This is a genomic window from Enterococcus sp. DIV0167, from assembly GCF_050541555.1.
Lineage (GTDB): Bacteria > Bacillota > Bacilli > Lactobacillales > Enterococcaceae > Enterococcus > Enterococcus faecalis.
In genome coordinates this window covers 2447310-2472654 of record NZ_CP172933.1, presented here as the reverse complement: position 1 = coordinate 2472654, position 25345 = coordinate 2447310, and the positions used below count along the sequence as shown (strand labels likewise).

26 protein-coding genes are annotated in these 25345 nt (G+C 37.3%); 21 read left to right on the top strand and 5 right to left on the bottom strand.

The features are described from left to right. Positions 1-66 precede the first annotated feature (66 nt). The gene (locus IGM09_RS11850) at positions 67-429 is read right to left on the bottom strand and encodes a hypothetical protein (RefSeq protein WP_002354999.1); all 363 of its coding nucleotides are present in this window, start codon (positions 427-429) and stop codon (positions 67-69) included. 216 nt (positions 430-645) lie between these two features. Between IGM09_RS11850 and IGM09_RS11845 the strand changes: the two genes are divergently transcribed. Together IGM09_RS11845 and IGM09_RS11840 are read left to right on the top strand one after the other, a co-directional pair. Then, on the top strand, positions 646-1422 hold the full coding sequence (locus tag IGM09_RS11845) for a peptidase C39 family protein (protein WP_002355000.1): 777 nt from the start codon (positions 646-648) through the stop codon (positions 1420-1422). Positions 1423-1498: 76 nt separating this feature from the next. Further along, the gene (locus tag IGM09_RS11840) at positions 1499-2050 is read left to right on the top strand and encodes a DNA-3-methyladenine glycosylase I (protein ID WP_033625184.1); all 552 of its coding nucleotides are present in this window, start codon (positions 1499-1501) and stop codon (positions 2048-2050) included. Positions 2051-2118: 68 nt separating this feature from the next. Here IGM09_RS11840 and IGM09_RS11835 read toward each other — a convergent pair whose 3' ends face one another. Continuing rightward, complete coding sequence (locus IGM09_RS11835; RefSeq protein WP_002365331.1) at positions 2119-2871, bottom strand: MurR/RpiR family transcriptional regulator; 753 nt, start codon at positions 2869-2871, stop codon at positions 2119-2121. A 143-nt stretch (positions 2872-3014) separates the two neighbouring features. Between IGM09_RS11835 and IGM09_RS11830 the strand changes: the two genes are divergently transcribed. The 7 genes from IGM09_RS11830 (at position 3015) to IGM09_RS11800 (ending at position 8901) form a co-directional block, all read left to right on the top strand. Further along, positions 3015-3830 carry a carbohydrate deacetylase gene (locus IGM09_RS11830; protein ID WP_016617012.1) on the top strand — a complete coding sequence of 272 codons (816 nt, stop codon included), beginning with the start codon at positions 3015-3017 and terminating at the stop codon, positions 3828-3830. 86 nt (positions 3831-3916) lie between these two features. Continuing rightward, on the top strand, positions 3917-5011 hold the full coding sequence (locus IGM09_RS11825) for an acyltransferase family protein (RefSeq protein ID WP_033625183.1): 1095 nt from the start codon (positions 3917-3919) through the stop codon (positions 5009-5011). Positions 5012-5157: 146 nt separating this feature from the next. Continuing rightward, positions 5158-5595, top strand: coding sequence for a PTS sugar transporter subunit IIA (locus tag IGM09_RS11820; protein ID WP_002396858.1), 438 nt, complete (start codon positions 5158-5160; stop codon positions 5593-5595). Between the two features lie 26 nt (positions 5596-5621). Further along, positions 5622-6098, top strand: a complete 477-nt coding sequence (agaV, locus tag IGM09_RS11815) for a PTS N-acetylgalactosamine transporter subunit IIB (RefSeq protein WP_002355007.1) — start codon at positions 5622-5624, stop codon at positions 6096-6098. A 45-nt stretch (positions 6099-6143) separates the two neighbouring features. Beyond that, entirely contained in the window at positions 6144-7295 is a 1152-nt protein-coding gene (nagA, locus tag IGM09_RS11810) for an N-acetylglucosamine-6-phosphate deacetylase (RefSeq protein WP_033625182.1), read from the top strand. A gap of 24 nt (positions 7296-7319) precedes the next feature. After that, complete coding sequence (gene agaW, locus IGM09_RS11805; protein ID WP_010713739.1) at positions 7320-8093, top strand: PTS N-acetylgalactosamine transporter subunit IIC; 774 nt, start codon at positions 7320-7322, stop codon at positions 8091-8093. After that, positions 8065-8901, top strand: a complete 837-nt coding sequence (locus IGM09_RS11800) for a PTS system mannose/fructose/sorbose family transporter subunit IID (protein WP_002396861.1) — start codon at positions 8065-8067, stop codon at positions 8899-8901. The genes agaW and IGM09_RS11800 overlap by 29 nt, the downstream gene beginning before the upstream one ends. Positions 8902-8967: 66 nt before the next feature. Here IGM09_RS11800 and IGM09_RS11795 read toward each other — a convergent pair whose 3' ends face one another. Together IGM09_RS11795 and IGM09_RS11790 are read right to left on the bottom strand one after the other, a co-directional pair. Beyond that, positions 8968-10623 (bottom strand): peptide ABC transporter substrate-binding protein, encoded by a 1656-nt coding sequence (locus IGM09_RS11795; RefSeq protein WP_002355011.1) that lies wholly within the window; start codon positions 10621-10623, stop codon positions 8968-8970. A gap of 318 nt (positions 10624-10941) precedes the next feature. Beyond that, positions 10942-11283: a PepSY domain-containing protein gene (locus IGM09_RS11790; RefSeq protein WP_002355012.1), complete on the bottom strand. Its 342-nt coding sequence runs from the start codon at positions 11281-11283 to the stop codon at positions 10942-10944. Positions 11284-11589: 306 nt separating this feature from the next. Here IGM09_RS11790 and pepA point away from each other — a divergent pair, with 306 nt between their 5' ends. The 10 genes from pepA (at position 11590) to ytpR (ending at position 18410) form a co-directional block, all read left to right on the top strand. Beyond that, positions 11590-12666, top strand: coding sequence for a glutamyl aminopeptidase (gene pepA, locus IGM09_RS11785; RefSeq protein ID WP_002355013.1), 1077 nt, complete (start codon positions 11590-11592; stop codon positions 12664-12666). Between the two features lie 11 nt (positions 12667-12677). Next, positions 12678-12992: a thioredoxin family protein gene (locus tag IGM09_RS11780; protein ID WP_002355015.1), complete on the top strand. Its 315-nt coding sequence runs from the start codon at positions 12678-12680 to the stop codon at positions 12990-12992. Between the two features lie 147 nt (positions 12993-13139). After that, positions 13140-13595, top strand: coding sequence for a universal stress protein (locus IGM09_RS11775; RefSeq protein WP_002385249.1), 456 nt, complete (start codon positions 13140-13142; stop codon positions 13593-13595). Between the two features lie 103 nt (positions 13596-13698). Beyond that, positions 13699-14430, top strand: a complete 732-nt coding sequence (locus IGM09_RS11770; protein WP_002365323.1) for a GntR family transcriptional regulator — start codon at positions 13699-13701, stop codon at positions 14428-14430. A 14-nt stretch (positions 14431-14444) separates the two neighbouring features. Further along, entirely contained in the window at positions 14445-14855 is a 411-nt protein-coding gene (locus IGM09_RS11765; RefSeq protein WP_002359084.1) for a PTS sugar transporter subunit IIA, read from the top strand. A gap of 11 nt (positions 14856-14866) precedes the next feature. Then, positions 14867-15610, top strand: a complete 744-nt coding sequence (locus tag IGM09_RS11760) for a BtpA/SgcQ family protein (RefSeq protein ID WP_010710898.1) — start codon at positions 14867-14869, stop codon at positions 15608-15610. Positions 15611-15612: 2 nt separating this feature from the next. Further along, positions 15613-16086 carry a PTS sugar transporter subunit IIB gene (locus IGM09_RS11755; protein ID WP_033625179.1) on the top strand — a complete coding sequence of 158 codons (474 nt, stop codon included), beginning with the start codon at positions 15613-15615 and terminating at the stop codon, positions 16084-16086. A gap of 21 nt (positions 16087-16107) precedes the next feature. Continuing rightward, positions 16108-16878, top strand: a complete 771-nt coding sequence (locus IGM09_RS11750) for a PTS mannose/fructose/sorbose/N-acetylgalactosamine transporter subunit IIC (protein WP_002365320.1) — start codon at positions 16108-16110, stop codon at positions 16876-16878. Beyond that, positions 16862-17686, top strand: coding sequence for a PTS system mannose/fructose/sorbose family transporter subunit IID (locus tag IGM09_RS11745; RefSeq protein WP_002385250.1), 825 nt, complete (start codon positions 16862-16864; stop codon positions 17684-17686). The genes IGM09_RS11750 and IGM09_RS11745 overlap by 17 nt, the downstream gene beginning before the upstream one ends. Positions 17687-17789: 103 nt before the next feature. After that, the gene (gene ytpR / locus IGM09_RS11740) at positions 17790-18410 is read left to right on the top strand and encodes a YtpR family tRNA-binding protein (protein WP_002361057.1); all 621 of its coding nucleotides are present in this window, start codon (positions 17790-17792) and stop codon (positions 18408-18410) included. Between the two features lie 46 nt (positions 18411-18456). On the opposite strand, the gene IGM09_RS11735 is transcribed toward ytpR, so the two are convergent. After that, positions 18457-19755: a S1C family serine protease gene (locus IGM09_RS11735; protein WP_033625178.1), complete on the bottom strand. Its 1299-nt coding sequence runs from the start codon at positions 19753-19755 to the stop codon at positions 18457-18459. A gap of 400 nt (positions 19756-20155) precedes the next feature. Here IGM09_RS11735 and rlmH point away from each other — a divergent pair, with 400 nt between their 5' ends. Both rlmH and IGM09_RS11725 read left to right on the top strand, forming a co-directional pair. After that, positions 20156-20635: a 23S rRNA (pseudouridine(1915)-N(3))-methyltransferase RlmH gene (gene rlmH, locus IGM09_RS11730; protein ID WP_002355021.1), complete on the top strand. Its 480-nt coding sequence runs from the start codon at positions 20156-20158 to the stop codon at positions 20633-20635. 580 nt (positions 20636-21215) lie between these two features. Beyond that, entirely contained in the window at positions 21216-25334 is a 4119-nt protein-coding gene (locus IGM09_RS11725) for an EF3023 family LPXTG-anchored polysaccharide lyase (protein WP_430619676.1), read from the top strand. Positions 25335-25345: the final 11 nt, after the last annotated feature.

Below are 25345 nucleotides of genomic sequence, written 5' to 3'. Positions count from 1 at the left end.
AAAAACCACCAACCTGCAATCGCCAGGGTTGGTGGTTTCCATTTATTTTATAAAGACTTCAATATTCTAGTGAATTTGACGTTGGTGACGATTGGCTAACGTGCTGACTTTCATGACAGAAGCAACAGGAATCATGCGCAACTGTTGTTCATCCGTTTGTAAACGAACAACGATATTGTCCGAAATATTTTTTGAGACAATCCAGCCGATCACCGTTTCGAATTTATGCGCTGTAGGGACTTCTTTCAATTGTAAGACCACTAAGGATTTTTGGGCGGCAGCGACTTGGAGCTCTTGTAAAAGCGCACTGCGTTCCTTTTCTTTATTCTTTTGATCTTGAGAATCTTCTAAAAATGCCGAAAAGAAATGTTGGGAAGAGAGCGTAATCAGTTTAGAAATGCTCTTGATGGTAGCTTTATGTTGATCCATTCTTCTGCCTCCTTTACGAATAAAATAGAATAAAACTCAAATGACTAATTACCTGTATTTTACCTAATTTTGTGATAAAATTCAAGAAAATATGTTCGCCTTCAATAATTATGAGAATTTACCAACGTTTCTGTTTTTCGAAAAAGAAAGTAGTATAATGTGTGAGCATATAAGAAATACATAAGATTATCGGATGTAGTCAATAGATAGAAAAGGATGAATAGTATGTCAAAAAAACCATCAGGTTACCAAAAAAAAGTTCTCACGGTGTTGTTGGTATCGTTTGGCTTTGGCGGGTTGTTAGCGCAGTTTTCGCCGATGAAATCAGGTGGGTTTTCAAGTTGGTTTGATGATTCATATGTCAAAGCTAGTGCTGAATCAAGTAAAACAAAAGAACCAGCACCAGTTAAAATTGAGAAAAAAGTCAAACCTTTAAGCTATGGACAACAGGTCAATCAAGAAATTGAAAAGAAGCAATATAATGGACATCTGGATTTGCCGTTAGAATTGCAGACAGATGCTAAATGGAAAGACACCGCGTACGGATTTGGCAATGTAGATAAGCCGAATACAATCGAAATTAATGGCTGTGCGATTGTGTCGCTTGCAATGGTTGGTTCATACATGGATCACCAAGAAGTTACCCCTCTGGATGTGTTAGCTTGGGCAAAAAATGACTTCTTTATGGAAGGACAAGGGACGGCGTGGTCTATTTTTAGTGCATATGCTGAAATGAAAGGCTATAACTGTCAAGAAATTGGGGATATTGAAACAGTGGCAGCTTTCTTGAAGGAAGGTCATCCAGTCATTATTTCTGTAAAACCGGGCTATTTCACTACAACTGGTCACATTATGGTGATGAGTGGTGTGGATGAAAAAGGCGATTTCTGGATTAATGATCCAAATGATTCAGAAGAAAAGGGCCATTCAAAACGGACATTTACAGCCGAAGAAGTGATGAATGAAGCGTTAAACTTCTGGGCATTTTATTAGGAATAAGAAAAGGTGTGGAACAACAGGCAGTACCCTTTGTTCGCATCTTTTTTAGCAAATAAAAGGAGGCAGGACAATGGAGCGATGTACTTGGGCAACGAATACAACTGAAGAGATGCAAGCCTATCATGATGATGAATGGGGACGTCCAGTTCATGAAGAGCAACAGTTATTTGAGTTATTGACCTTAGAAAGTATGCAAGCGGGCTTAAGCTGGGCGATTATTTTGAATAAACGAGAAACGCTTAGAGCAGCTTATGATGCGTTTGATTATCGGAAAATTGCGCGATATGATGAGGAAAAAATTTTAGCTTTACTAGCAAATCCTGGTGTGATTCGTCATCGTTTAAAAATTCAAGCGACCATCACGAATGCGCAAGTTTTTCAAGAAGTTCAGGCAGAATTTGGCTCCTTTGATCGCTACCTCTGGAACTTTGTCGATCAGCAACCAATCGTTAATCACTGGCAGCACCCAGAAGAGGTTCCAGCCTCCACGGAATTATCGCAACAGATTAGTCGAGCGTTAAAAAAACGAGGATTTAAATTTTTAGGTGCCACGACAGTCTATTCCTTTTTACAGGCGGCGGGATTGGTGAATGATCATTTAGAAATGTGTCAGTATAAATAAGTATAGAAGAATTAAAAAGGAAGGAACTAGCAAAACGAATGGCTAGTTCCTTCCTTTTTTTGCAGTGATTATGGACACTCATTTAACATCGTTGAAACAGTTTTCGCCAACTTTTCTATTAAGAATAGTGCAGGTAGTTGGGACGTTACGTCTGCAATGGAACTTTTCTCGGTTGTTATATAGTAGGGGATCGTGACTGTTGAAAGTTGAGCAATCGTGCTTTTTTCACTATTTGTAATAGCAATTACATCAATCCCCATTTCGATAAAATAATCAATATTTTGCCGAACTTTTTGTGTTTCACCCGAAACTGATAAGGCGATAACGCCCACTTTTTTAGCCGTTTCTTCGGATAATTTGCTAACGGGATGGGAAAAAAGGTGGGATACAGAAGCAGATAAATTATAGATACTGGAAAAATAAATTTCACCAAATTCAGCTAGGACTTTGGACGTTCCTTCGCCAATAAAAAGAACAAATTCTTTTTTTGCCAGTAATTCCGCAGCTTGAACAATCCGTCCTTCTAATAATTCTTCTGATGAGCGTTGCAAAAAATGAATCAGCATTGTTTCATCTAAAGATTTTGGTTGGGCTGTTTTTTTTCGTTCGCTTAGATAATTCTTCAATTTAAATTTAAAATCTGTATAGCCTTCACACTCGAATTTTTGACAAAAACGCCAGATTGCCGTTTTACTGAAATGAATTTCATCTGCTAATTCTCGAATTGTCATATAAGGAACTTTTTCAATATTGTGGCTAATATACTTGTAAATCTCTAATTCTGTTGGATTTAATTGTGGATCATAGGTTAAAAACAGCATGCTGATCCCTCCTGTCATTTGTGAACGTAATGTCCTTTTTTAGGGACATGGTCTTATTTGTAGATTATAGCACTCAATCAGAAAACTAGCTATAAAAAAAGGCGTCACTTAGCTACAATCAATAGAGAAACAACTAAAAATTCATGAAACAGAAGAGAGAGTGGGGAAAAATGAGCAATAAAAAATTAATTATCAACGCTGATGATTTTGGTTACACGCCAGCGGTAACGCAAGGAATCATTGAAGCACACAAACGTGGCGTGGTTACTTCAACAACCGCATTACCAACTTCTCCTTATTTTTTAGAGGCCATGGAGAGTGCTCGAATCAGTGCACCGACTTTAGCTATTGGTGTCCATTTAACATTGACATTGAACCAAGCAAAACCTATTTTACCTCGAGAAATGGTTCCTTCCTTAGTAGATGAAGCTGGTTATTTTTGGCATCAATCGATTTTTGAAGAAAAAGTCAATTTAGAAGAGGTTTATAACGAATGGGATGCTCAAATTATTTCATTTATGAAAAGTGGCAGACGCCCTGATCATATTGATTCTCATCATAACGTTCACGGAAAAAATAAAAAGTTATTAGGCGTAGCTTTGGCACTTGCTCGCAAATATCAATTACCTTTACGTAACGCTTCAAGAAGTATTGAAACAAAAGACTATTTAGAGTTATATCAGGATGTTCGCACGCCAGATGAAATGTTGTACCAATTTTATGACAAGGCGATTTCAACTGAAACCATCTTGCAATTGCTTGATATGGTTGTTTGTAGTGAAGGAGAGGTCTTTGAAATCAATTGTCATCCTGCGTTTATCGATACTATTTTACAAAAGCAATCAGGGTATTGTATGCCTCGAATTCGTGAAGTGGAAATATTAACGTCTCAAGAAGTCAAAGAAGCGATTGAAGAACGCGGCATCTTGTTAGCCAATTATGAATCGCTAGCAATGTAAATCAAAGAAGCGTGAATAGCGTGTGAGTAAGTTCTTAATCTGAGCGCTTACTTACACGCTAAATTATTGAAAGAAAGAGGACGTACATGAGTAAAGGACAACCAATAAATCTGAATATCAGCGATTTTTTAAAAGTTTTCGCTGTAGCATCAGTTATTTTACAAACGGTTTTATCATACGTGTTGACACATTCTCCGCAAACGGAAGCAATGAATTCAATCGGTAGTTTTTACCGAATGTCTAAATATTCGGCACCCATGTTTATTTTTGCAATTATTTACAACACGGTGTTAAAGAGTCAAGCTGAATCGTATCTTGAATTTTTAAAGGAAAAATTTTATGAATTGGTGCTTCCTTATGTGGTCTGGTCCAGTCTCTATCTATATGCTTTTCCTAGTTTACAACAACGAATACCCTATGAAACGCCCCTAGGATTTCTAGGGGAAATTCTTAGTGGTGATGGCGCGGCACATCTATGGTATGCCGTAATGATGTTGCAATTCCAATTATTTATGCCGTATTTTATTTGGTTGGCAACAAGAATTACAAAAAACAAAAAAGTGATTTTACCAATTGTTTTTTTTACAATCGGTGCGCATATCCTTTGGTGCTTCTGGTACCAGAAAATGATTTTTCCATATGCAGAAACTTCTCTTTGGTACTTAATAGATCGTTTAGGGCTTAGTTATCTCATTTATGGTATTTTCGGGGTCATCGCAGCGAAGTATCAGTGGGAAATTTTTACTTTCTTGAAAAAGACGAGAGTGGCACTATTTCTGTTGTTTCTGTTTATTTTTTGGCAGGCAGTCCAAGGGAATTTATTTGATGGAACACAGATGACTCCGAACGATCTACCTTATTTGGATCCTCTTCAAAGTGCCTATAGTTTATTGATTATCGGGTTGGTTTTTTATTTGGGAACGCAAGGAATAGCCAAAAAGATTCGTCTTTTACCAATGGTTAAATGGATAGCCACTTATGCGTATCGCAGTTATCTAGCGAATGTTTTTATTTTTCAAGTGGTCTTGAAACTGGTCCACCCGTTTTTAACCAATCAACCAGTCAGCTTGGTTATTCTTGTGTTGTATATGGGTACATTTGTTGGCTCGTTTGGACTCACGGTTGTAATCGAGCATTTTTTCAAAAGCATCTTTAAGTTGGGACGCCTTGTATCTGTATAGGGACATGTTCTTAAATAGAAATCATCGTCCAAAATCATGGGAAAGCATACTCAATTGTTACAAGAATTGTTACACTCTTTGAGGAATAAGTTCTGCTTATCCAATTAAATAGTAAGCTCAGTAAATAGTTAGGGGAGAAAGAATAAATGATAGGTCTTATTTTAACGGGACATGGGGTATTTTCAACTGGAATGCATCAATCAGTTAGTATGATTGCAGGAGAACAACCAAATATTCAGGCGGTCCCTTTTTTCAATGATACAGGGCTTGATGTATTAGAGTCAAACATTCGTAAAGCCGTTGACTCTATGCTGGAGACGTGTCCAGCAGTGGTCATTTTAACTGATCTTTTAGGGGGTACACCGTTTAGAATTTCAATGACTGTCGCAAGTAATTATCAAAATGTTGAAGTGTTAGCAGGAACAAATTTACCGATGGTTCTTGAAGGGCTTGCATTACGCACAATCAGCACGAACGTAGAAGATTTTGTTTCAATGGTCACAGATTCAGCCAGAGACGGGATTGTTCATAAAAAACTAGAACAACCACAAGCAAATACTCAAGAAGAAGCAGACGGAATCTAACCAATTAGAAAAGAGGAGGAAGCACTATGCCGAATATTTTATTAACAAGAATTGATAATCGCTTGATTCATGGTCAAGTCGCAACACAATGGAACGGTTCTTTAGGCGCCAACTTAATTTTAGTCGCAAATGATGCAATTTCTGAGGATACAATGCGCCAACAATTGTTAAACATGGCGGCCCCTGCAGAAGTACAAACCCGTTTTTTCTCCATTAAGAAAACGATTGAGGTCATTCATAAAGCCTCAGAAAGACAAAAGATTTTTCTGTTAGTTGATAATCCTGTTGATGCATTGCGCTTGGTAGAAGGTGGTGTGCCAATCGAAAAATTAAACATTGGTAATATGCATATGGAAGAAGGCAAAAAACAAGTAGCTACCGCTGTTGCGGTTAATAAAACAGATGTAGACGCCTTTAAAAAGCTACAAGAATTAGGTGTTAAACTTTCGATTCAACGTGTCCCGTCAACGCCAGAAGAAAGTTTAGATGCATTATTTTCATAAAAAAGTAATGTTGGACAATAATTTTGAAGAGAAGAAGTGGGAAGAATGATTATTCAAAGTAAAAACGTATGGATTAACGAACAATTTCAACCAGCTCAAGTTGAAGTGTCAGAACAACGAATTGTTGCAATTCTACCGTACAATGAAAAAGCTGTCGACAAAGAATACGGAGAAAATCGCATTCTTCCAGGATTTATTGATATTCATGATCATGGTTGGCATGGTGGGGATGCCAATCATGCCAATCATGAATTTATCAAAGAGTGGCAAGCTTACCTTCCAGAAGAAGGGATTACAGCTTTTTTACCAACAACGTCAACCACATTTCCAAAAGACTTGGAACATTCATTTGAAGTGATTGGTTCATTTATTGAGGAAGACCAAGGAACCAACGGGGCACAAATCTTAGGGATTCATGCGGAAGGCCCAATGATTTCTGAAGAATTTCGTGGCTCTCATAATCCAGAGTTATTAGTAAAACCATCCGTTGAGACATTTAAAAAATGGCAAGAGTTAGCAAAAGGGCACATAAAATTAATGACGTTGGCACCAGAAAATGATGTAGAGAATACCTTAACTACATATTGTCATGAACATGATGTAGTCATTTCAATTGGCCATACGGCTGCGACCTATGAACAAGCAATGGCAGCTGTCGAAGCAGGTGCAAAAAGTTTTACCCATACGTTTAATGGGATGGAAGATATCAGTCACCGGAAACCAACCGCAGTAGTTGCTGCTTTGGATAGTGAAGAAACGTTTGCTGAAATTATTGCTGATGGGGTACATGTTGATTATTCATTAGTACGTGTGTTAGCCAAACTAAAAGGCAAGGACTATTTAATTGCTGTGACAGATTCTATCTGGGCCAAAGGATGTCAACCAGGCGTTTATCCAAAACCAGAAAAAGGGATCGAAATGGTTATTGATGAACAAAATGTGGTCCGTTTAGCCAATGGCAAGTTAGCTGGAAGTACGAACCATTTAAATAATATGGTTCGCAACCTTGTTGAAAAAGCATTACTTCCAGAAGTGATTGCAATTAATTCAGTCACGAAAAATCCAGCTCGTTTGTTGAATGTGAACGAATCTATGGGAGAAATCAAACTAGGGCTTTTAGGTAATTTTACAATTATTGATGAGAAATACGAAGTGCTAGAAACCTTAGTAAATGGTGAAACAGTTTATAAAAAGTAGACGAAGTCTAATAGGAGGAAAAAAATGTTAGTACAGGCAATTTTGGTAGGAATTTGGGCTGGGATAGCAGGGGTTGATAAGCTTGTCTTACAGACACATATTCATCGTCCGATTGTTACAGGGCTGATTGTTGGTTTAGTATTGGGAGATGTCAACACAGGGTTAATCACTGGGGCAACGCTAGAGTTAGTTTGGATTGGTGCAGTAGCAATCGGCGGTGCGCAACCACCCAACGTAGTAATTGGGGGAGTTATTGGAACAGCGTTAGCAATTATCACAAAATCTGACCCACAAGTGACCGTAGGGTTGGCTGTTCCTTTCGCAGTTGCAGCGCAAGCGTTAATTACCTTGTTATATACAGCGATGTCACCAATTATGCATAAATTTGATGCTTATGCAAAAAAAGCAGATACAAGAGGCATCGAAAGAATGTCTAGTTTTTTACCAATCGTTTTATTCATTTGTTATTTTTTTGTAGTATTTTTATGTATTTTCTTTGGTGCTGATAAAGCATCTAGTTTCATTTCTATTCTACCCGAATGGAGTATTCATGGCTTGAGCGTTGCAGGTGGTATGATGCCAGCAGTAGGTTTCGCCATGTTATTAAAAACGATGTGGGAAACATCCTACGCGCCGTTCTTTATTTTTGGTTTTGTTATGGCTGCCTATCTAGGATTAGATACATTAGCGGTTGCAGGTTTAGCTGTCGCAATTGCTTTATATGAATTTTACGCACAAAGAAATAATACAGTCACTGCATCAAATAATAATGGAGGGTTTGAAGAAGATGGCATCTGAAGAAACATATAATGATACGATATCCGAAAAAGTAATAACAAAAAAAGAGTTAAAAAAAATAATGTTCCGTTCGTATCTGCTACAATCTTCATTTAATTATGAAAGAATGCAAGCAGGCGGCTGGACCTACTCATTAATTCCAGGATTGAAAAAGATTCATCGTGATAAAGAAGACTTAGCTCTTTCTTTGGAAAATCATTTACAATTTATGAACACGAATCCACAATTGGTGACGTTCATGCATGGTGTGATTATTGCAATGGAAGAGTCAAAAGAATCACCAAAATCCATTCAAGCGATTAAAACAGCGTTGATGGGCCCGTTAGGCGGAATTGGGGATGCGCTATTTTATTTAACCGTTTTGCCGATTGCAGCAGCGATTGGTTCACAACTATCATTAGAAGGCAATATCTTAGGACCAATTGTTTTCTTGTTGTTATTTAATATTCCGTATATGGCTGCCAAAATTGGGTTAATTAATCTAGGTTATAAAATGGGTGTCAAAGCAATTTCAGTTTTAAGCGAAAGTACTAAAAAATTATCTCGTTCAGCAACAATTGTAGGAATTTCCGTGGTGGGCGCGTTGATTCCGAAGAGTGTACAATTAACGACAACTTTTGTTTTTCGCTTGAAAGACACTAAGTTAGACCTTCAAACACAATTGTTTGATACAATCATGCCCAATTTATTACCTTTAGTGTTTACGCTGTTTTGTTTTATTATGTTGAAAAAAGGACGTACGCCGATTGCTTTAATTATTTTTACTGTGATTTTTGGGTTGTTAGGTTCTTTAATCGGGATTATATAAAAAAGATTTGGAACAATAGCCAAAATCGCTATTGTTCCAAATCTTTTTCTAAATTTAATCGAGTGATTATTCTTTATACGCCCACTTGAAGTCGTATTTAGCACCTGTTGGATGATAAATAATTTCTTTCACGTTTGGTGCACGTAAGTGTGATTCTGCTTTTTGGTAAATTGGCACAACACCCATATCAGCAATTACTGTTTTTTCAGCGTTGATTAGATCTTCCCAGCGTTTTTCAGGGTCGTTAACATCTGTGGTTTTGGACGCAGCAATGAATTTATCGTATTCAGGATTGCTGTAACGTCCACGGTTATTAGAAGTTGAGCTTTCTAATAAATCTAAGAAGTTAATTGGGTCTGAATAGTCGGCACTCCAACCACGAACAGCGATTTGGAAATCCCCTTTTAAGGTACGATCTAAGCGAACAGCCATAGGGACAGGCGTCACAGTTACTTTTAAGCCTTCCAAAGTATCAGACAGTGATCCTTGAAGATATTCGCCCATTTTTTTAGCGCCTTCAGAGTCGTCTACCATTAAATCAACCGTTAAGTTGGAAACACCAAGTTCTTGTTTCGCTTTGTTCCAGTATTCCACAGCTTTTTTCTTGTCGTATTTGACTAATTTGTCGCTACCAGCTTCTTTAACAAAGTCTTCACCCGTTTTTGGTGATTTCGCGACATCCACAGGGACGAAGCCTTGTGAAGGAAGAGAGCCATTGGCTAAAATGTTTTTAGCTAATGAATCGCGATCGATGGCATAAGACATAGCACGACGTAAGTTTGCGTTGGTCAATGGTGATTTTTCATCTGCTTGATTCATTTCTAAATAGAAAGAAGAAGCGGCTTTTAATTGGACCAAGTCAGGCGAGTTTTGCATTTGTTGGGCCAGTTCGCCAGATAAATACGTATCATCCACTTCACCAGTTTCATAAAGATTTAAGGCAGTTGGGGCTTCTTTCACCACGTTGATAGCGACTTTATCTAACTTGACAGTCTCTTTGTCCCAATATTCTTCATTTTTAGTTAGAGACCATTTAGTATCTGTTCCGGGACCATCAAACTCAGTTAGCGTAAACGGACCATTGTAGACTGCTTTATCGCTACTCTTTGTATAATCTTTACCAAAACGTTCAACGATATCTTGACGTTGCGGCAAGAAAGAAGGGAAAGCCAATAAATCGTCAAAATATGGTGTTGCTGTTTCTAAAGTGATTTCCAATTCATGATCATTGATTGCTTTAATGCCCAATTCTTCTTTAGGTAGTTCCCCTTTAGAAATTTTTTCAGCATTTTTTACTGGTTCAAACATGTAGGCATATTCTGAAGCAGTGGCAGGGTCCACTGTTCGTTGCCAACCGTAAACGTAATCTGCAGCAGTAACTGGTTTGCCATCAGACCATTTTGATTCTTCACGTAATTTAACTTTGTAAACTAAACCGTCTTCTGAAACAGTCGCTTTTTCGGCTGCACCAGCAGGCGCGGGTTTGTTGTCTTTATCTAAACGATAGATTCCTTCGTAGACATTATTTAAAGTGGTAAAACTCACTTCATCTGTCGCAAGGGACGGATCGGCACTAGGCATTTCTTGGGATTCAACCATTGTGTATACTTGGTTGTCGCTGCCGCCGTTGCTTGCTCCTTTATCGTCACTGCCACCGCCGCAGGCCGCTAAAGCTAAGCTTGATAATACAAGTAATGAAGTAAATAAAACAGATTTCTTCATTTGACACGCTCCTTTTCATTTTTAGCAATACTCTCAGTATAATGTAAAAATGAAAAGGAGAAATTAAAAAATCGTTAGAAATGATTATTCTTTTATCAATTTTTAAAAAATGTCTAATCTTTTTTATGAAAAAAGTGGACAAACGTTGATAAGTAAAGATTTGAGGTGATTTCCATACAGAAAACATTCGATTTTTGAGTATTTATTCATCATTGATTTGATTTTTTTGACATAAAATAAACATCCCTTTTACAAAAAACAAATGAGAAGAAAAAAAGATTGTTACAAAAGCAAATAAGTGCTTTTGTAACAATCTTTTTAATCTTTTAATCGTTGGATGTCAATGACAGTTCCTGTGTAGGCATCTGCAGTAAATTCGTATTGAACAATGCCGTCGTCTTCAATGCGGCAAATTCCTCCAGTATACGTTTTGGAGTGGATGGCGAATTTCCGCAAGGGCTTTTTCTCAAACTCAATCCACGAACCTTCAATCGGTCCTTCTTTTAAAAAAGCAGCTTTTACATTTTCTAAGACGAGATCAGCGGAGATTGTTTTTTTCTTATGGTAGAACAAGGTTGAGGCAATGCCGCCTACTAAACCAAGACCAACGCCTAGCGCTAAGCCGCCTTTAAAGTATGTCAACTCATTTTCTTCGTTCATTTGTATGACCTCCCTTGGTCGGTTTCTGCTTACTATTACTTTTGTCAGTATCACTCTTATTTTACCATAGAGAAGGGGCCGCTGAGAAATAAAAAAAGTTTTTCAATCATTCTTTTAGGGCATTCTCATTGTCACGTTTAAAAAGAGAAAGCGATGTGCATTTTCTAGTATTTGCGTTATAATAAGAGTGAAATCATATGAAAGGAGTACCTATTTTTATCGACAGGATAAAGTGACTTTTTAGAGAAAAAGTGACGCTTGGTTGGCGTAATTTCCAACAAATCAAAAGCAATAGGACATACATCTATGGAAGAAAAAACATTTCAACGAATCAAGGAATTAACTGAATTACAAGGAACCAGCGGATTTGAAGACGACATTCGCGCGTACATGAAAGAACATATCACCCCGTTAGTGGACGATGTTCAATATGATGGTTTAGGTGGTATTTTTGGGATTAAACGTTCAAAAGTGGAAGCAGCGCCACGCGTAATGGTAGCAGCCCACATGGACGAAGTTGGCTTCATGTTAACTCAAATTAACGATAATGGTTTATTCCAAGTGGTTCCTTTAGGTGGCTGGAATCCCTATGTTGTTTCAGCACAACGTTTTACGTTAAAAACAAGTAAAGGGAACTATCCATGTATTTCTTCATCTATTCCGCCACACTTGTTGCGTGGTACGAGTGGTCAAAAACAATTAGAAGTCTCTGATGTGTTATTTGATGCAGGATTCTCTTCAAAAGAAGAAGCTGAAAGCTTTGGTGTTCGTCCAGGGGATTCCATTGTTCCACAAACAGAAACGATTAAAACAGCCAATGGCAAAAATATTATCAGTAAATCATGGGATAACCGCTATGGTTGTACGTTGGTATTAGATGCATTGGAAACGTTACAAAATGAAGAATTAGGCCACACATTAATTGCTGGAGCAAACGTACAAGAAGAAGTTGGTTTACGTGGTTCTAAACCATCTGTTCATAAATTTAATCCAGATATCTTCTTTGCGGTGGATTGTTCAGCGGCAGATGATATTCACACGAAAAAAGGGACATATGGTCATTTAGGTGAAGGAACGTTATTACGGATTTTCGACCCAGGTTTGATCACATTGCCTCGCTTACGTGAATATTTATTAGATACAGCTGCGACACACAATATTCCGTATCAATATTTTGTTTCTAAAGGCGGAACGGATGCTGGGGCAGCGCACACAACTAATAATGGTGTACCAAGTACAGTTATCGGCGTTTGTGGTCGTTACATCCATACGCATCAAACAATGTTTAGTATTGCGGATTATGAAGCAGCGCGGGAAATGTTGTTACAAGCATTACGTGGCTTGGATAAATCAACAGTTAATACAATTGTTTACGGAAAGTAGAGGATGTTTAAATGATTTATCCCAATTCATTAGAAGAACTAGCAACTTATGTTGAAAAAGGTAAAAATGTTTTCTTCTTTACTGCTGATTGGTGCGGAGACTGTCGTTTCATTAAACCAGTCATGCCTGAAATTGAAGAAGCATTTCCAGCTTTTCAATTTATCGAAGTCGACCGTGATCAGTTTATTGACGTGGCTGCCGAGTGGAATATTTTTGGTATTCCGAGTTTTGTCGTAATTGAAAACGGTCAAGAGTTAGGACGCTTAGTAAATAAAGATCGAAAAACAAAAGAAGAAATCAGTGCATTTTTAACTAGCTTAGGCTAATTTTCATGAACCAGAGGAACCATTAAATTAAGAGAGAATCAGCTGGACAAAAGGGCGTTCTGCGCAAGGGTCCTAAATTCATTTTTGACTCTAGTTTCTTAGTCAAAGAAGCCTTTTAGATCAGCCTCCATCGGGAAGGTGACGAAAATGGAAGAACAAATGTATAAAAATATTCTTGTCGGCGTAGACGGTAGTGATCAAGCCAATTTAGCTTATGAACGTGCAATTGAGGTTGCTCGTCGAAACGGAAGCCGAGTCATTGTTGCAAATATTTTAGAAAATCAAGTGTATACAATGATGGGGTATTCGACGTTAAATGATCAATTAATTGATCAAGAAACAGCCGCTGCGGAAGAATTAATGGCCGATTGTAAAAAGTATGCTGAAAGCGTTGATTTTCATAATGTTGAAACAGTTACCATGTTTGGTTCACCCAAAGAAGTCATGAGTCATGAATTACCTGAAAAATACAATGTTGATTTAATTATGGTGGGACAATCAGGATTAAACGCAGTCGAACGTGTGGTCATGGGAAGCGTCAGTAGCTACATTATTCGTCAAGCACCTTGCGATGTCTTAATTGTTCACTCTGAAGAAAAATAAGCAAAAAGAGAATGTCAAGAAAGGAAACTCTTTCTTGACATTCTCTTTTTTATTTGCTATTTTTAAGACGTATTAAGACGTATTAAAATGAGGTGTATGATTAATGGATAAATTAGAATCAAATAAAAAAGCACCGCTTTATCAACAATTATACGATGCTATTTTAAATAAAGTTAGAAGTGGTGAATATCAAGTAGGAGAAAAAATCCCTTCAGAAGAACAATTGATGACCATTTACGGAGTGAGCCGAGTAACCGTTCGTAATGCGATTAAACAATTAGTTGATGAAAATATTTTAATTAAACGGCATGGAAAAGGGACATTTGTTTCAATGCCATCCTATGTTGAGAGCATGACAGCTGGTGGGAGTTTTACTGAGTCAGGTTTAAAAATGAATCGTAAACCAACAACTAAGATCATATCAATTTGTTTGAAAAAAGCAACAGGGCATGTTGCAGAAGCATTGGGTGTTGAAAAAGCGACAGAAGTTATTGTTATTGAGCGCCTCCGTTCGTTAGATAATATGCCTGCAATTTTCGAGATTGATTATTTTAGAAAAGAAGATCAGTTTATGTTGGACTTAGAATTAACAGATACTTCATTATTAGATATTTTACGGCAATATAGAGGGGTAATTGCTAGCTATTTTGATAATATCATTGAAATTGCCTTGGCCGATGAAAAGTTGGCAGAAGCATTAGCGATTAGTGAAGAAGAAGCGTTGGTCAAAATTAATCAAACAGTTGTGGATAATGATAATCAAATTTTATATTTTAATGAGCAATATATCCGTAGCGAATCCTACAAAGTAGCCATTCGTTCATATAATAAATAAAGGAGGTTTATGAAATGAGAAGGTTTTACATTGCTTCACATGGTGATTTTTCTAAGGGGATTAAACACTCGCTAGAAATGATTGCGGGACACTCTGCAGCTGCCGTTCATACATATAGTCTGTATCCAGGTGAAAGTGCAGTTGATTTTTTTGGAGAGTTAAAAAAGAAAGCCGAACAAGCGCCAGAAGATGAATTTATCCTCATGGGTGATTTATTTGGTGCAAGTGTGGTTACAGCTATGATGGGGCTAACTGTGCTTGAAAATGTAATCGTTTTCTCTGGCGTTAATTTGAATTTGGCACTAGAGCTTATGCTAGCAGGTTCAGAAAAATTAACAGATGAAAAGATTCAGGTAATTATTCGAAATGCACGACAAGGAATTCAACGCGTTCATATCGAAGAGATAGAAAATGATGATTTCTAGGAGGAGTATTAATGAAGAAAAAAGCTGATTTTTTAGAGCTGTTTGCAGTTGAAAAACCAATTATTGGGGTGATTCATTTAAAAGGTAAAACAGATCAGGAGATTCAAGAGCGAGCAAAAAAAGAGATTCAAATTTACAGTGAACATGGGATAGATGCAATTTTGATGGAGAACTATTATGGGGATTATGTTCAGCTAGAAAAAGCGCTCCAATATGTTACTTCATTAGATTTACCGATTCCTATTGGTGTAAATGTGTTAAATGTTGACCCATTAGGTTTTCATTTAGCCAATAAATATCATTTACAATTTTTACAGATTGATTCTGTGGTTGGTCATGTGAAACCGCGGGATGAAGCATCCTTACAAGCTTTTTTTGATTTATATCGTGCAAAAACAACAGCAAAATTAATTGGTGGCGTGCGCTTCAAATATCAACCAATGTTGTCTGAAAAATCAGTCGAAGAAGATTTGAAAATTGCACAGCAACGTTGTGATGCTATTGCAGTGACAGAAAATGCAACGGGTGAAGAGACATCACTAGAAAAGATTAAGTTGTTTAGAAAACAATTACCTGAGTTTCCGTTAATTGTCGCAGCGGGTTTAAATGACAAAAATGTGAAAGAACAATTGGCGATTTGCGATGCAGCAATTGTAGGGAGTAACTTCAAAGATACGAGAAAAGATACGGGAGATATTTATGCTCCTTATGTTGATTCGTTTATGAAAATTGTGAAAGAACTGAGAGGTGAATAAGGATGATTAAAATGACAAGAGTGGACCATCGTTTGATTCATGGTCAGGTCGGGTTTACTTGGACAAAATTTTTAGAAGCAGATTGTATTTTGATTGCTAGTAATACGTTGGTTGAGGATCCATTAAGAATGAGCGCTATGAAAATGGCAAAACCTTCAGGTGTTAAATTAGTTATGAAAACGATTGATGATTCAATTAAGGCGTTAAATTCTGGGGTGACAGATAAATATAAACTATTTATTTTATGTGAATCAGTTGCTGATATGTATCAATTGGTCAAAGAAGTGCCAACAATTAAGGAAGTTAATTTAGGTGGAATGAAAAATGGGGGAACGCGCAAACAAATTTCAAAAGCTGTTCATTTATCAGAAACCGACATTGCACAAATTAAAGAACTAACTAATGAAGGAATCGAATTAACCGTTCAATTAGTCCCTGACGATCAAAAGGTTGCCATAAACAAGTTATTAAATTAAATAAATAGGAGGGTCAAATAGATGGAAGTGACATTTATCAAGGTTCTATTAATGTTTTTAATTGCCTTTTTTGCCTACATGCATAGCTGGTTTGGTTCAACGATGTGGAACCGTCCAATTGTTGTCGCTCCGCTAGTAGGGTTAGCTTTAGGAGACTTAGATACGGGAATTAAGCTTGGCGCAACATTAGAGTTGGTATTTATGGGTGCATTTCCTGTTGGCGCAAGTAATCCACCAGATTTTGTTTCAGGAACGATTATTGCAACAGCTTATGTAATTATGAGTGGGCAATCAATTTCTAGTGCGGTTGTTTTAGCTGTTCCAATCGCTACATTAGTACTTTTAATCGATAATCTTCAGATGACATTTTTACTTACAGGCGCTAGCCATTTAGCTGATAAGGAAGCAAAACGAGGCAATATTCAAGGGGTAGAGCGAATTCAACTAATTGCAGGAATTGGCAATAAAGTTTTGTTAGCTCTAATTGTGGCATTAGGCTTTTACTTAGGCGTGCCGTTTATTGAAAAGGTATTGTCTTATGTCCCAGACTTTATTACGCATGGATTAGATATTGCGGCAGGTATTATTCCAGCAATTGGTTTTGCGATGTTAGCAAGAATGATGGTAACAAAAAAGATGATTCCATTTCTATTATTAGGCTTTTTATTCGCTGCTTATTTAAAAATTTCAGTAGTGGGGATTGCTTTGTTTGGCATCGTGATTGTCCTACTATATATGAATATGAGTGATGGTCAAACAAAGGAGGCTGTTGTCGATGACAATGAATTCTAAAAACACAAAATCTGTCATTACTAAAAAAGATTTTTGGTCTGTATTTTTTCGCTCTTTAACGTTAGATGCATCATGGAATTATGAGCGGATGCAAAATTTAGCTTATGCTTATGCAATGGCTCCAATTATACGTAGGTTGTATAAAAATAATGAAGAGAAGAAAGCGGCCTTAGAACGACATTTAGAGTTTATGTCTGTCACCCCGCATATCTCTACCTTATTATTAGGAATTTCTGGAGCAATGGAAGAAGAAAATGCTAAAAATCATGAATTTAACTCAGCTAGTATTAATGCAGTGAAAACTAGTTTAATGGGACCAATGTCTGGGATTGGGGATTCTTTCTTTTGGGGGACCTTAAAAGTTATCGCAACAGGTGTAGCTATTTCATTGTCTAAACAAGGAAATATTTTTGGTCCGATTGCCTTTTTACTGATTATCAATATTCCGCATTTTGCTTTACGGTATATCTGTTTGGATAAAGGGTTTAAATTAGGTGCTAAATTTTTTAGTGATGTTGAAGATAGCGGCGTAATCGAAAAAGTTACCACAGCTGCCTCTATTTTAGGGTTAATGGTTATTGGTGGGATGACGGCTTCTAATGTCGTGTTTGAGTTAACTGCCAAAGTTGGCTCTGGAAAAATCGCCACGCCATTACAAGAATATATCGACCAAATTATGTTAGGTTTTTTCCCGGCTTTATTCTTCTTAGTTATTTACTGGTTATTAGGGAAAAAAGTGAAAACAACGACACTTTTAGTTGGGGTTATTCTATTATCTATTTTTTTGGCAGCATTAGGGATTGCCTAAAATTCAATAATTGTAAGTGCAACTTTCCACTTTTTTTGTTACTATAGGACAGGAGAGAATTTAGCTATCCAGCCTATAGCTTTCAAATTTAGGAGGAACAAAAATGATTTTTGCATATAACAAAGAACACGTTGGCGATGTCTTACTTGTCATCGTTGCGGACGATCAAGGGGCGGAAAACCAAGTAAAACGTGTCGGCGATGTGGCACGTGTAAGTTTAGTTGAGGCGCCAGAAACAGTGGTAGCTTGGAATATTTTCAATGCTTCAGCGCTTCTAGGTGACATTAATGGCACTGGCCAAGTGACTTTAACAGACGAACAAATCGAAAAAGTCAATACAGCGATTAAAGATGCGGGATTTTCAGAAACCCTTGAAAAAGACGACACCCCTAAAATTGTGGTCGGCTTTGTCAAATCATGTAAAAAACACCCAGATTCAGATCATTTATCTATCACACAAACAGAAGTAGACAACGGCGAAATCTTACAAATTGTTTGTGGCGCACCGAATATCAAAGCAGGACAAAAAGTAGTTGTGGCCAAACCAGGCGCAATGATGCCTGATGGTTTAATGATTTGGCCAGGGGTTTTACGTGGGGAAGAAAGTTTTGGAATGATTTGTTCAGCAAAAGAATTACGTTTACCAAATGCACCTGCTAAAAAAGGAATCTTAGAATTGCCTTTTGATGCAGAAGTTGGTTCTGCATTTGCGGTAGGAGAATAAAAGAAAGAAACGACCTGTTGTCTGAACAACAGGTCGTTTCTTTCTTTTATTGATTGCTGCGATTATTTTGTTGTGTTAAAGCTGATTTATCAATGGTTAAATCGATCGTTGCTTTCATTTCTTTAGAACCACGATAATAAGTCACTTCCATTTTATCGCCAACTTTTTTCTTGTAAAGCGCGCTTTGTAAATCTGTAGTAGAGCTTACGTCTTGGCCGTCAACTTTCGTGATAACATCGTATTTTTCCAATCCAGCCTTTTCAGCAGGGGTCGCTGCTTCAACACCACGAACCACTACGCCAGTTTTTACAGAAGCTGGAATTTTTAAAATTTGTTCTTGTTGTTGTGAAGAGATACCTGTTAAATCAGACATCGTAATCCCAAGAGCTGGCCGTGTCACTTTACCATCTTTTTCTAATTGGTTGATAATGTTGACTACGTCATTACTTGGAATGGCAAAGCCCATCCCTTCAACGCTCACTTGACTAGTTGATTGCACAATTTTTACTGAGTTAATGCCAATGACTTGTCCTTCAATATTGATTAGTGGACCACCGGAGTTTCCTGGATTGATGGCAGCATCGGTTTGAATGGCATTAATATTGATGGTTTCACCAGACTCGTTTTTATTGGTAATATTTCTATTCACAGAAGAGATGATTCCTTGTGTGACAGAGTTAGCATAATCAGAACCTAGCGGGGAACCAATCGCAATAGCAGGCTCACCGACTGTGATTTTACTAGAATTCCCAAACTCAGCGACTTGATCAACTTTGTCGGAAGAAATTTTAATCACGGCTAAATCCGTGTAAGCATCGGTTCCGACTAATTCGCCTTTCACTTTGGTACCATCAGATAAAACAACTTCCAATCCTTGCGCTTTATCTACGACGTGGTTATTTGTCACGACATAAGCCGTTTTACCATCTTTCTTATAAATAACCCCACTACCTTCACTGGCTGCTTCTAAATCGTTACCATTGTTGCTGGAAGAGTCTTGAGTACCTTCATTCCCACCGAACAATCCCCCAAAAGGATCATCTGCCGAAGAATTGTTGCTAGCACTTTGCATATTAATGACAGAAACCACAGAATTTTGAACTTTTTTCACGGCTTTTGTGACATCGCTAGAAACATTGTAACTTACATTGCTGACTTTTGTGTCGCCGTGATTAGTGGACGTCGTCGTCGCTGCATTATTTCCGCCGTTGGGTGTGGGAATAATCCCAGAATAAGCGCCTCCTAGAATAAGGGCGCCACCAAGTAAGCCGCCAGCTAAACCAATTCCAAATTTTTGCAATAAACTTTTTTTATCTGAATTAGGTGTAACATCTTTTCGTTGCATAAAATAACCTCCCAATAAGTGCATCTGAATTTTCTATATTAAGTATATCTGTTTCCTACTCCTTTAGTCTATCGAATAGCTTTGAATTTTTTATGAACAACTTAGGGAAAAATTACAGAAAAAATACGAATGAAAAAGTTATACACAGAAAAATGTGAACAAATCGGGAATAACTCTGTGTATAGTTTTTAAGAAAGTTATCCACAGAATGTGGATAATGTGGACAAATCAGTGGCGAATATGTGTTTGTATTGAAAAAGCTGTTAAATAAAGTAATTTTTTAGTTTGTTCTGTGGATAACTCTGTGTATATGTGTATAAGTATGTGGAAACGTTGTGGAAAGTAGCCAAACTTCGTGCTAAAATAAGAAAGAAGAGAAAACGAGAAAGTAGTGGAATAGGTGAAAATTAAACTAGTAACAGTCGGAAAACTGAAAGAAAAATACCTGATTCAAGGCATTAATGAATATCTGAAACGTTTAAATAGCTATGCCAAGATGGAAATCATTGAAGTACCAGATGAAAAAGCCCCGGAGAAACTCAGTGACGCTGAAATGCTTCAAGTCAAAGAAAAAGAAGGCCAACGTATTTTGGGGAAAATTAATGACAACGAATACGTCTTTGTTTTAGCCATTAATGGCAAACAATTATCTAGTGAAGAATTTTCAAAAGAAATTGAACAATTAGGGATTAGTGGCAAAAGTAATCTAACCTTTGTCATTGGTGGCTCCTTAGGTCTCAGTGATTCAGTCCTTCAGCGAAGTAACCAACAAATTTCTTTTGGCCGCTTAACTTATCCACATCAGTTAATGCGTTTGGTATTAGTGGAACAAATTTATCGCGGTTTTCGGATTATGAAAGGGGAACCGTATCATAAATAGGAAGTAGGCTGGTTGCTCAGTAAGTTCTATGAATCAAGTCATTGCTTGAAAAATATATGAAGTAAAATATCTTTAGTCTGTTTGTTTGATAGAAAATAAAAAAATTCAATCAAACTGGATTGAGAGAAACGTTACCGTTCAAACAATAAATAAAAATGAGAGGAATGGCAAAAAACAATGGTCATTCCTCTCGTTTTTTTTAAAATTGTCCGATTGTTGTGCCTCAGAAATAGGTTCAGCACCCATAATTATTATTTTAAAATGAGAAAAAATTAAGGGATTATCATAAAAATCAATATTTTTAACGTGAAAAGTTGAATAAGCTCTTTAATGAAGAAAACGCTATTGACAGTAACCAAAAATTACCTTAAAGTGAAAGCGTAAACATGTATAATATTTCATGTGACTAGGGAAAACTAGGCATGAAAAGTCTGTCTGAAGTAATTACTTTAGGTTGTCTTTTCATGCCTAATTTTTATATAGAATACTTAGTAGAGGAGGAAGTTGATTAAATTATCAGAAAAAAGTGTTTGGAAAAGTCGGATTGGTTGCTTAAAAATAGAAAGATATGGGGAAAAATATGATTAAAAAAATAATAGTCGTTGTTGCTTTCATGCTTACAGGCTTCTCGCTAACTGCGATGAGTGCCTCTGCAGAAGAAATAACTGATTTATTTTTACAAAAAGAAGTGACATATTCTGGTGTAGAAGGAGGAAAAATTGGAGAGAATTGGAAATACCCTCAATTTGTTGGCGAAAAAGCTGTCGATGGCGATGAAACAACACGCTGGTCCGCTGATAAGCAAGATGAACAATGGTTAATTGTTGATTTGGGTGAAGTAAAAAACATTGGCGAACTCGTTTTACAGTTGCATGCAGAAAGTCCTGTGTATGAAATCTTAGTTTCAACAGATGGTGAAAGCTATCAATCTATCTTTAAAGAAGAGAATGGGCAAGGCGGCCAACCTACTAAAAAATATATTGATGGCAATAATGTCCAAGCACGTTTTGTAAAATATCAGCAGATGAAAATGTGGCAACACACAAATAAGCAATTTTACAGTTCAAGTATTATTTCGTTTGAAGCATATGAAAAAAAACGACTGCCAGAAGCGATTAAACTTTTAACAGAGAACCTGACTATTAGTGAAAAAAGAAAGCAACAGCTAGCCTTTGAAGTGTCACCAGCTGGAGTAGATATCACAGAGGATCAGATTGAGTGGTCAAGTAGTGATCCTACTGTTGTGACGGTTGACCAAACGGGTAATTTAACAGCAGTTAAGAGTGGTGAAGCGAAAGTAACAGTCAAAATTAAAGGAACAGAAATTAGTGATACAATTCCTGTGACTGTTGTAGCAGAAAATAAACAATATGCGGAAATGCGAGCAAAATGGAAAATGCGATTGTTGGGTACTACGCAGTATGATAACGATACAGATGTGCAACAGTATCGTGCCCAGATTGCTACGGAGAGTTTAGCATTGTGGCAAACGCTTAATCAAGCAGCAGATCGTGGGTATCTGTGGGAACGAAAACCATCGGATACAGTGTCTGCTGATTACACGACTCAATTTACCAATATTAAAAAATTAGCGTTAGGCTACTATGAACCATCAAGTGAGCTTTTTGAAAAACCAGAAGTTTATGATGCGATTGTTAAAGGCATTGAATTTATGATTGATACAAAAAAATACAATGGAACGTATTACACAGGTAACTGGTGGGATTGGCAAATTGGTTCCGCGCAGCCGCTAACAGATACATTGATTTTATTACATGATGACCTATTGAATACAGATGCAGAAAAATTAAATAAATTTACTGCTCCGCTGATGCTGTATGCAAAAGATCCAAACATACAATGGCCAATTTATCGTGCAACAGGGGCTAACTTAACAGATATTTCAATCACCGTTTTAGGTACTGGACTTTTGTTAGAAGATAATCAACGCCTAGTACAAGTACAAGAAGCTGTTCCGTCCGTTTTAAAAAGTGTTTCCTCTGGTGATGGCTTATATCCTGATGGTTCCTTGATTCAACATGGTTATTTTCCGTACAACGGCAGTTACGGGAATGAGTTGCTAAAAGGGTTTGGACGAATTCAGACTATTTTACAAGGTTCCGACTGGGAGATGAATGACCCTAACATTAGTAATTTATTTAATGTTGTTGATAAAGGTTACTTACAATTGATGGTAAATGGAAAAATGCCATCGATGGTTTCTGGTAGAAGTATTTCCAGAGCGCCAGAAACGAATCCTTTTACTACAGAGTTTGAATCGGGTAAAGAAACAATAGCTAATTTAACCTTAATTGCAAAATTTGCACCAGAAAATTTAAGAAATGACATTTATACATCTGTCCAAACGTGGCTTCAACAAAGTGGGTCATACTATCATTTCTTTAAAAAACCAAGAGATTTTGAAGCGTTAATTGACTTGAAAAATGTGGTGAATAGTGCGTCACCTGCCCAAGCGACACCAATGCAATCTTTAAATGTATATGGTTCGATGGATCGAGTCCTACAGAAAAATAACGAATATGCGGTGGGGATCAGTATGTATTCACAACGTGTCGGAAACTATGAATTTGGGAATACGGAAAATAAAAAAGGCTGGCATACAGCAGACGGCATGCTTTATTTATACAATCAAGACTTTGCTCAGTTTGATGAAGGATACTGGGCAACGATCGATCCATATCGATTACCAGGAACGACAGTTGACACAAGAGAATTGGCAAATGGTGCTTATACAGGGAAACGCAGTCCCCAGTCATGGGTAGGTGGCTCAAATAATGGACAGGTTGCCTCTATAGGAATGTTTTTAGATAAAAATAATGAAGGAATGAACTTAGTTGCTAAAAAATCTTGGTTCTTATTAGATGGTCAAATCATTAATTTGGGAAGTGGCATTACTGGTACGACAGATGCTTCGATTGAAACAATCCTCGATAATCGGATGATTCATCCACAGGAAGTGAAGCTTAACCAAGGTTCAGACAAAGATAATTCTTGGATTAGTTTAAGCGCAGCGAATCCATTGAATAACATTGGCTATGTTTTTCCTAATTCAATGAATACGCTTGATGTTCAAATAGAAGAACGCTCTGGTCGCTACGGAGATATTAACGAATACTTTGTTAATGATAAAACCTATACAAATACATTTGCTAAAATTAGTAAAAATTATGGCAAGACTGTTGAAAATGGTACTTACGAATATTTAACAGTGGTTGGGAAAACGAATGAAGAAATCGCAGCTCTTTCTAAAAACAAAGGCTATACTGTTCTAGAAAATACAGCAAACTTACAAGCCATTGAAGCAGGTAATTATGTCATGATGAATACATGGAATAATGACCAAGAAATTGCAGGACTGTATGCGTATGATCCAATGTCGGTTATTTCAGAAAAAATTGATAACGGTGTTTATCGCTTAACTCTTGCGAATCCTTTACAAAATAATGCATCCGTTTCTATTGAATTTGATAAGGGCATTCTTGAAGTAGTCGCAGCGGACCCAGAAATTTCTGTTGACCAAAATATTATCACTTTAAATAGTGCGGGGTTAAATGGCAGCTCGCGTTCAATCACAGTTAAAACAACTCCTGAAGTAACGAAAGAAGCGTTAGAAAAATTAATTCAGGAACAAAAAGAACACCAAGAAAAAGATTACACCGCAAGCAGCTGGAAAGTCTACAGCGAAGCATTGAAACAAGCACAAACTGTGGTAGATCAAGCAACATCAACGCAAGCAGAAGTAGACCAAGCAGAAGCAAAACTACGCTCGGCAGTGAAGCAATTGGTAAAAGTGCCAACTAAAGAAGTAGATAAAACCAACTTGTTGAAAATCATCAAAGAAAACGAGAAACACCAAGAAAAAGACTACACCGCAAGTAGCTGGAAAGTCTACAGTGAAGCATTGAAACAAGCACAAACTGTGGTAGATCAAGCAACAGCGACACAAGCAGAAGTAGACCAAGCAGAAGCAAAACTACGCTCGGCAGTGAAGCAATTGGTAAAAGTGCCAACTAAAGAAGTAGATAAAACCAACTTGTTGAAAATCATCAAAGAAAACGAGAAACACCAAGAAAAAGACTACACCGCAAGCAGCTGGAAAGTCTACAGCGAAGCATTGAAACAAGCACAAACTGTGGCAGATCAAACAACAGCAACGCAAGCAGAAGTAGACCAAGCAGAAACAGAGTTACGTTCGGCAGTGAAGCAATTGGTAAAAGTGCCAACTAAAGAAGTAGATAAAACCAACTTGTTGAAAATCATCAAAGAAAACGAGAAACACCAAGAAAAAGACTACACCGCAAGTAGCTGGAAAGTCTACAGTGAAGCATTGAAACAAGCACAAACTGTGGCAGATCAAACAACAGCAACGCAAGCAGAAGTAGACCAAGCAGAAGCAAAACTACGTTCGGCAGTGAAGCAATTAACATTGAAAAATAGTGGGGAAAATAAAACGGAACAAAAAAATGGGGGGAATAATGGACACTTAAATACTAGTGCGGGAGTTGATCAAACTGGTACGAAACAAGTTAAGCCATCAAGCCAAGGTGGTTTCAGAAAAGCTAGCCAATTTTTACCGAGCACAGGAGAAAAGAAATCGATCGCGCTTGTGATTATTGGTCTTCTAGTTATCGCCAGTGGGTGTCTTTTAGTTTTTCGTAAAAGTAAATCGAAGAAGTAAAAAATTACGGA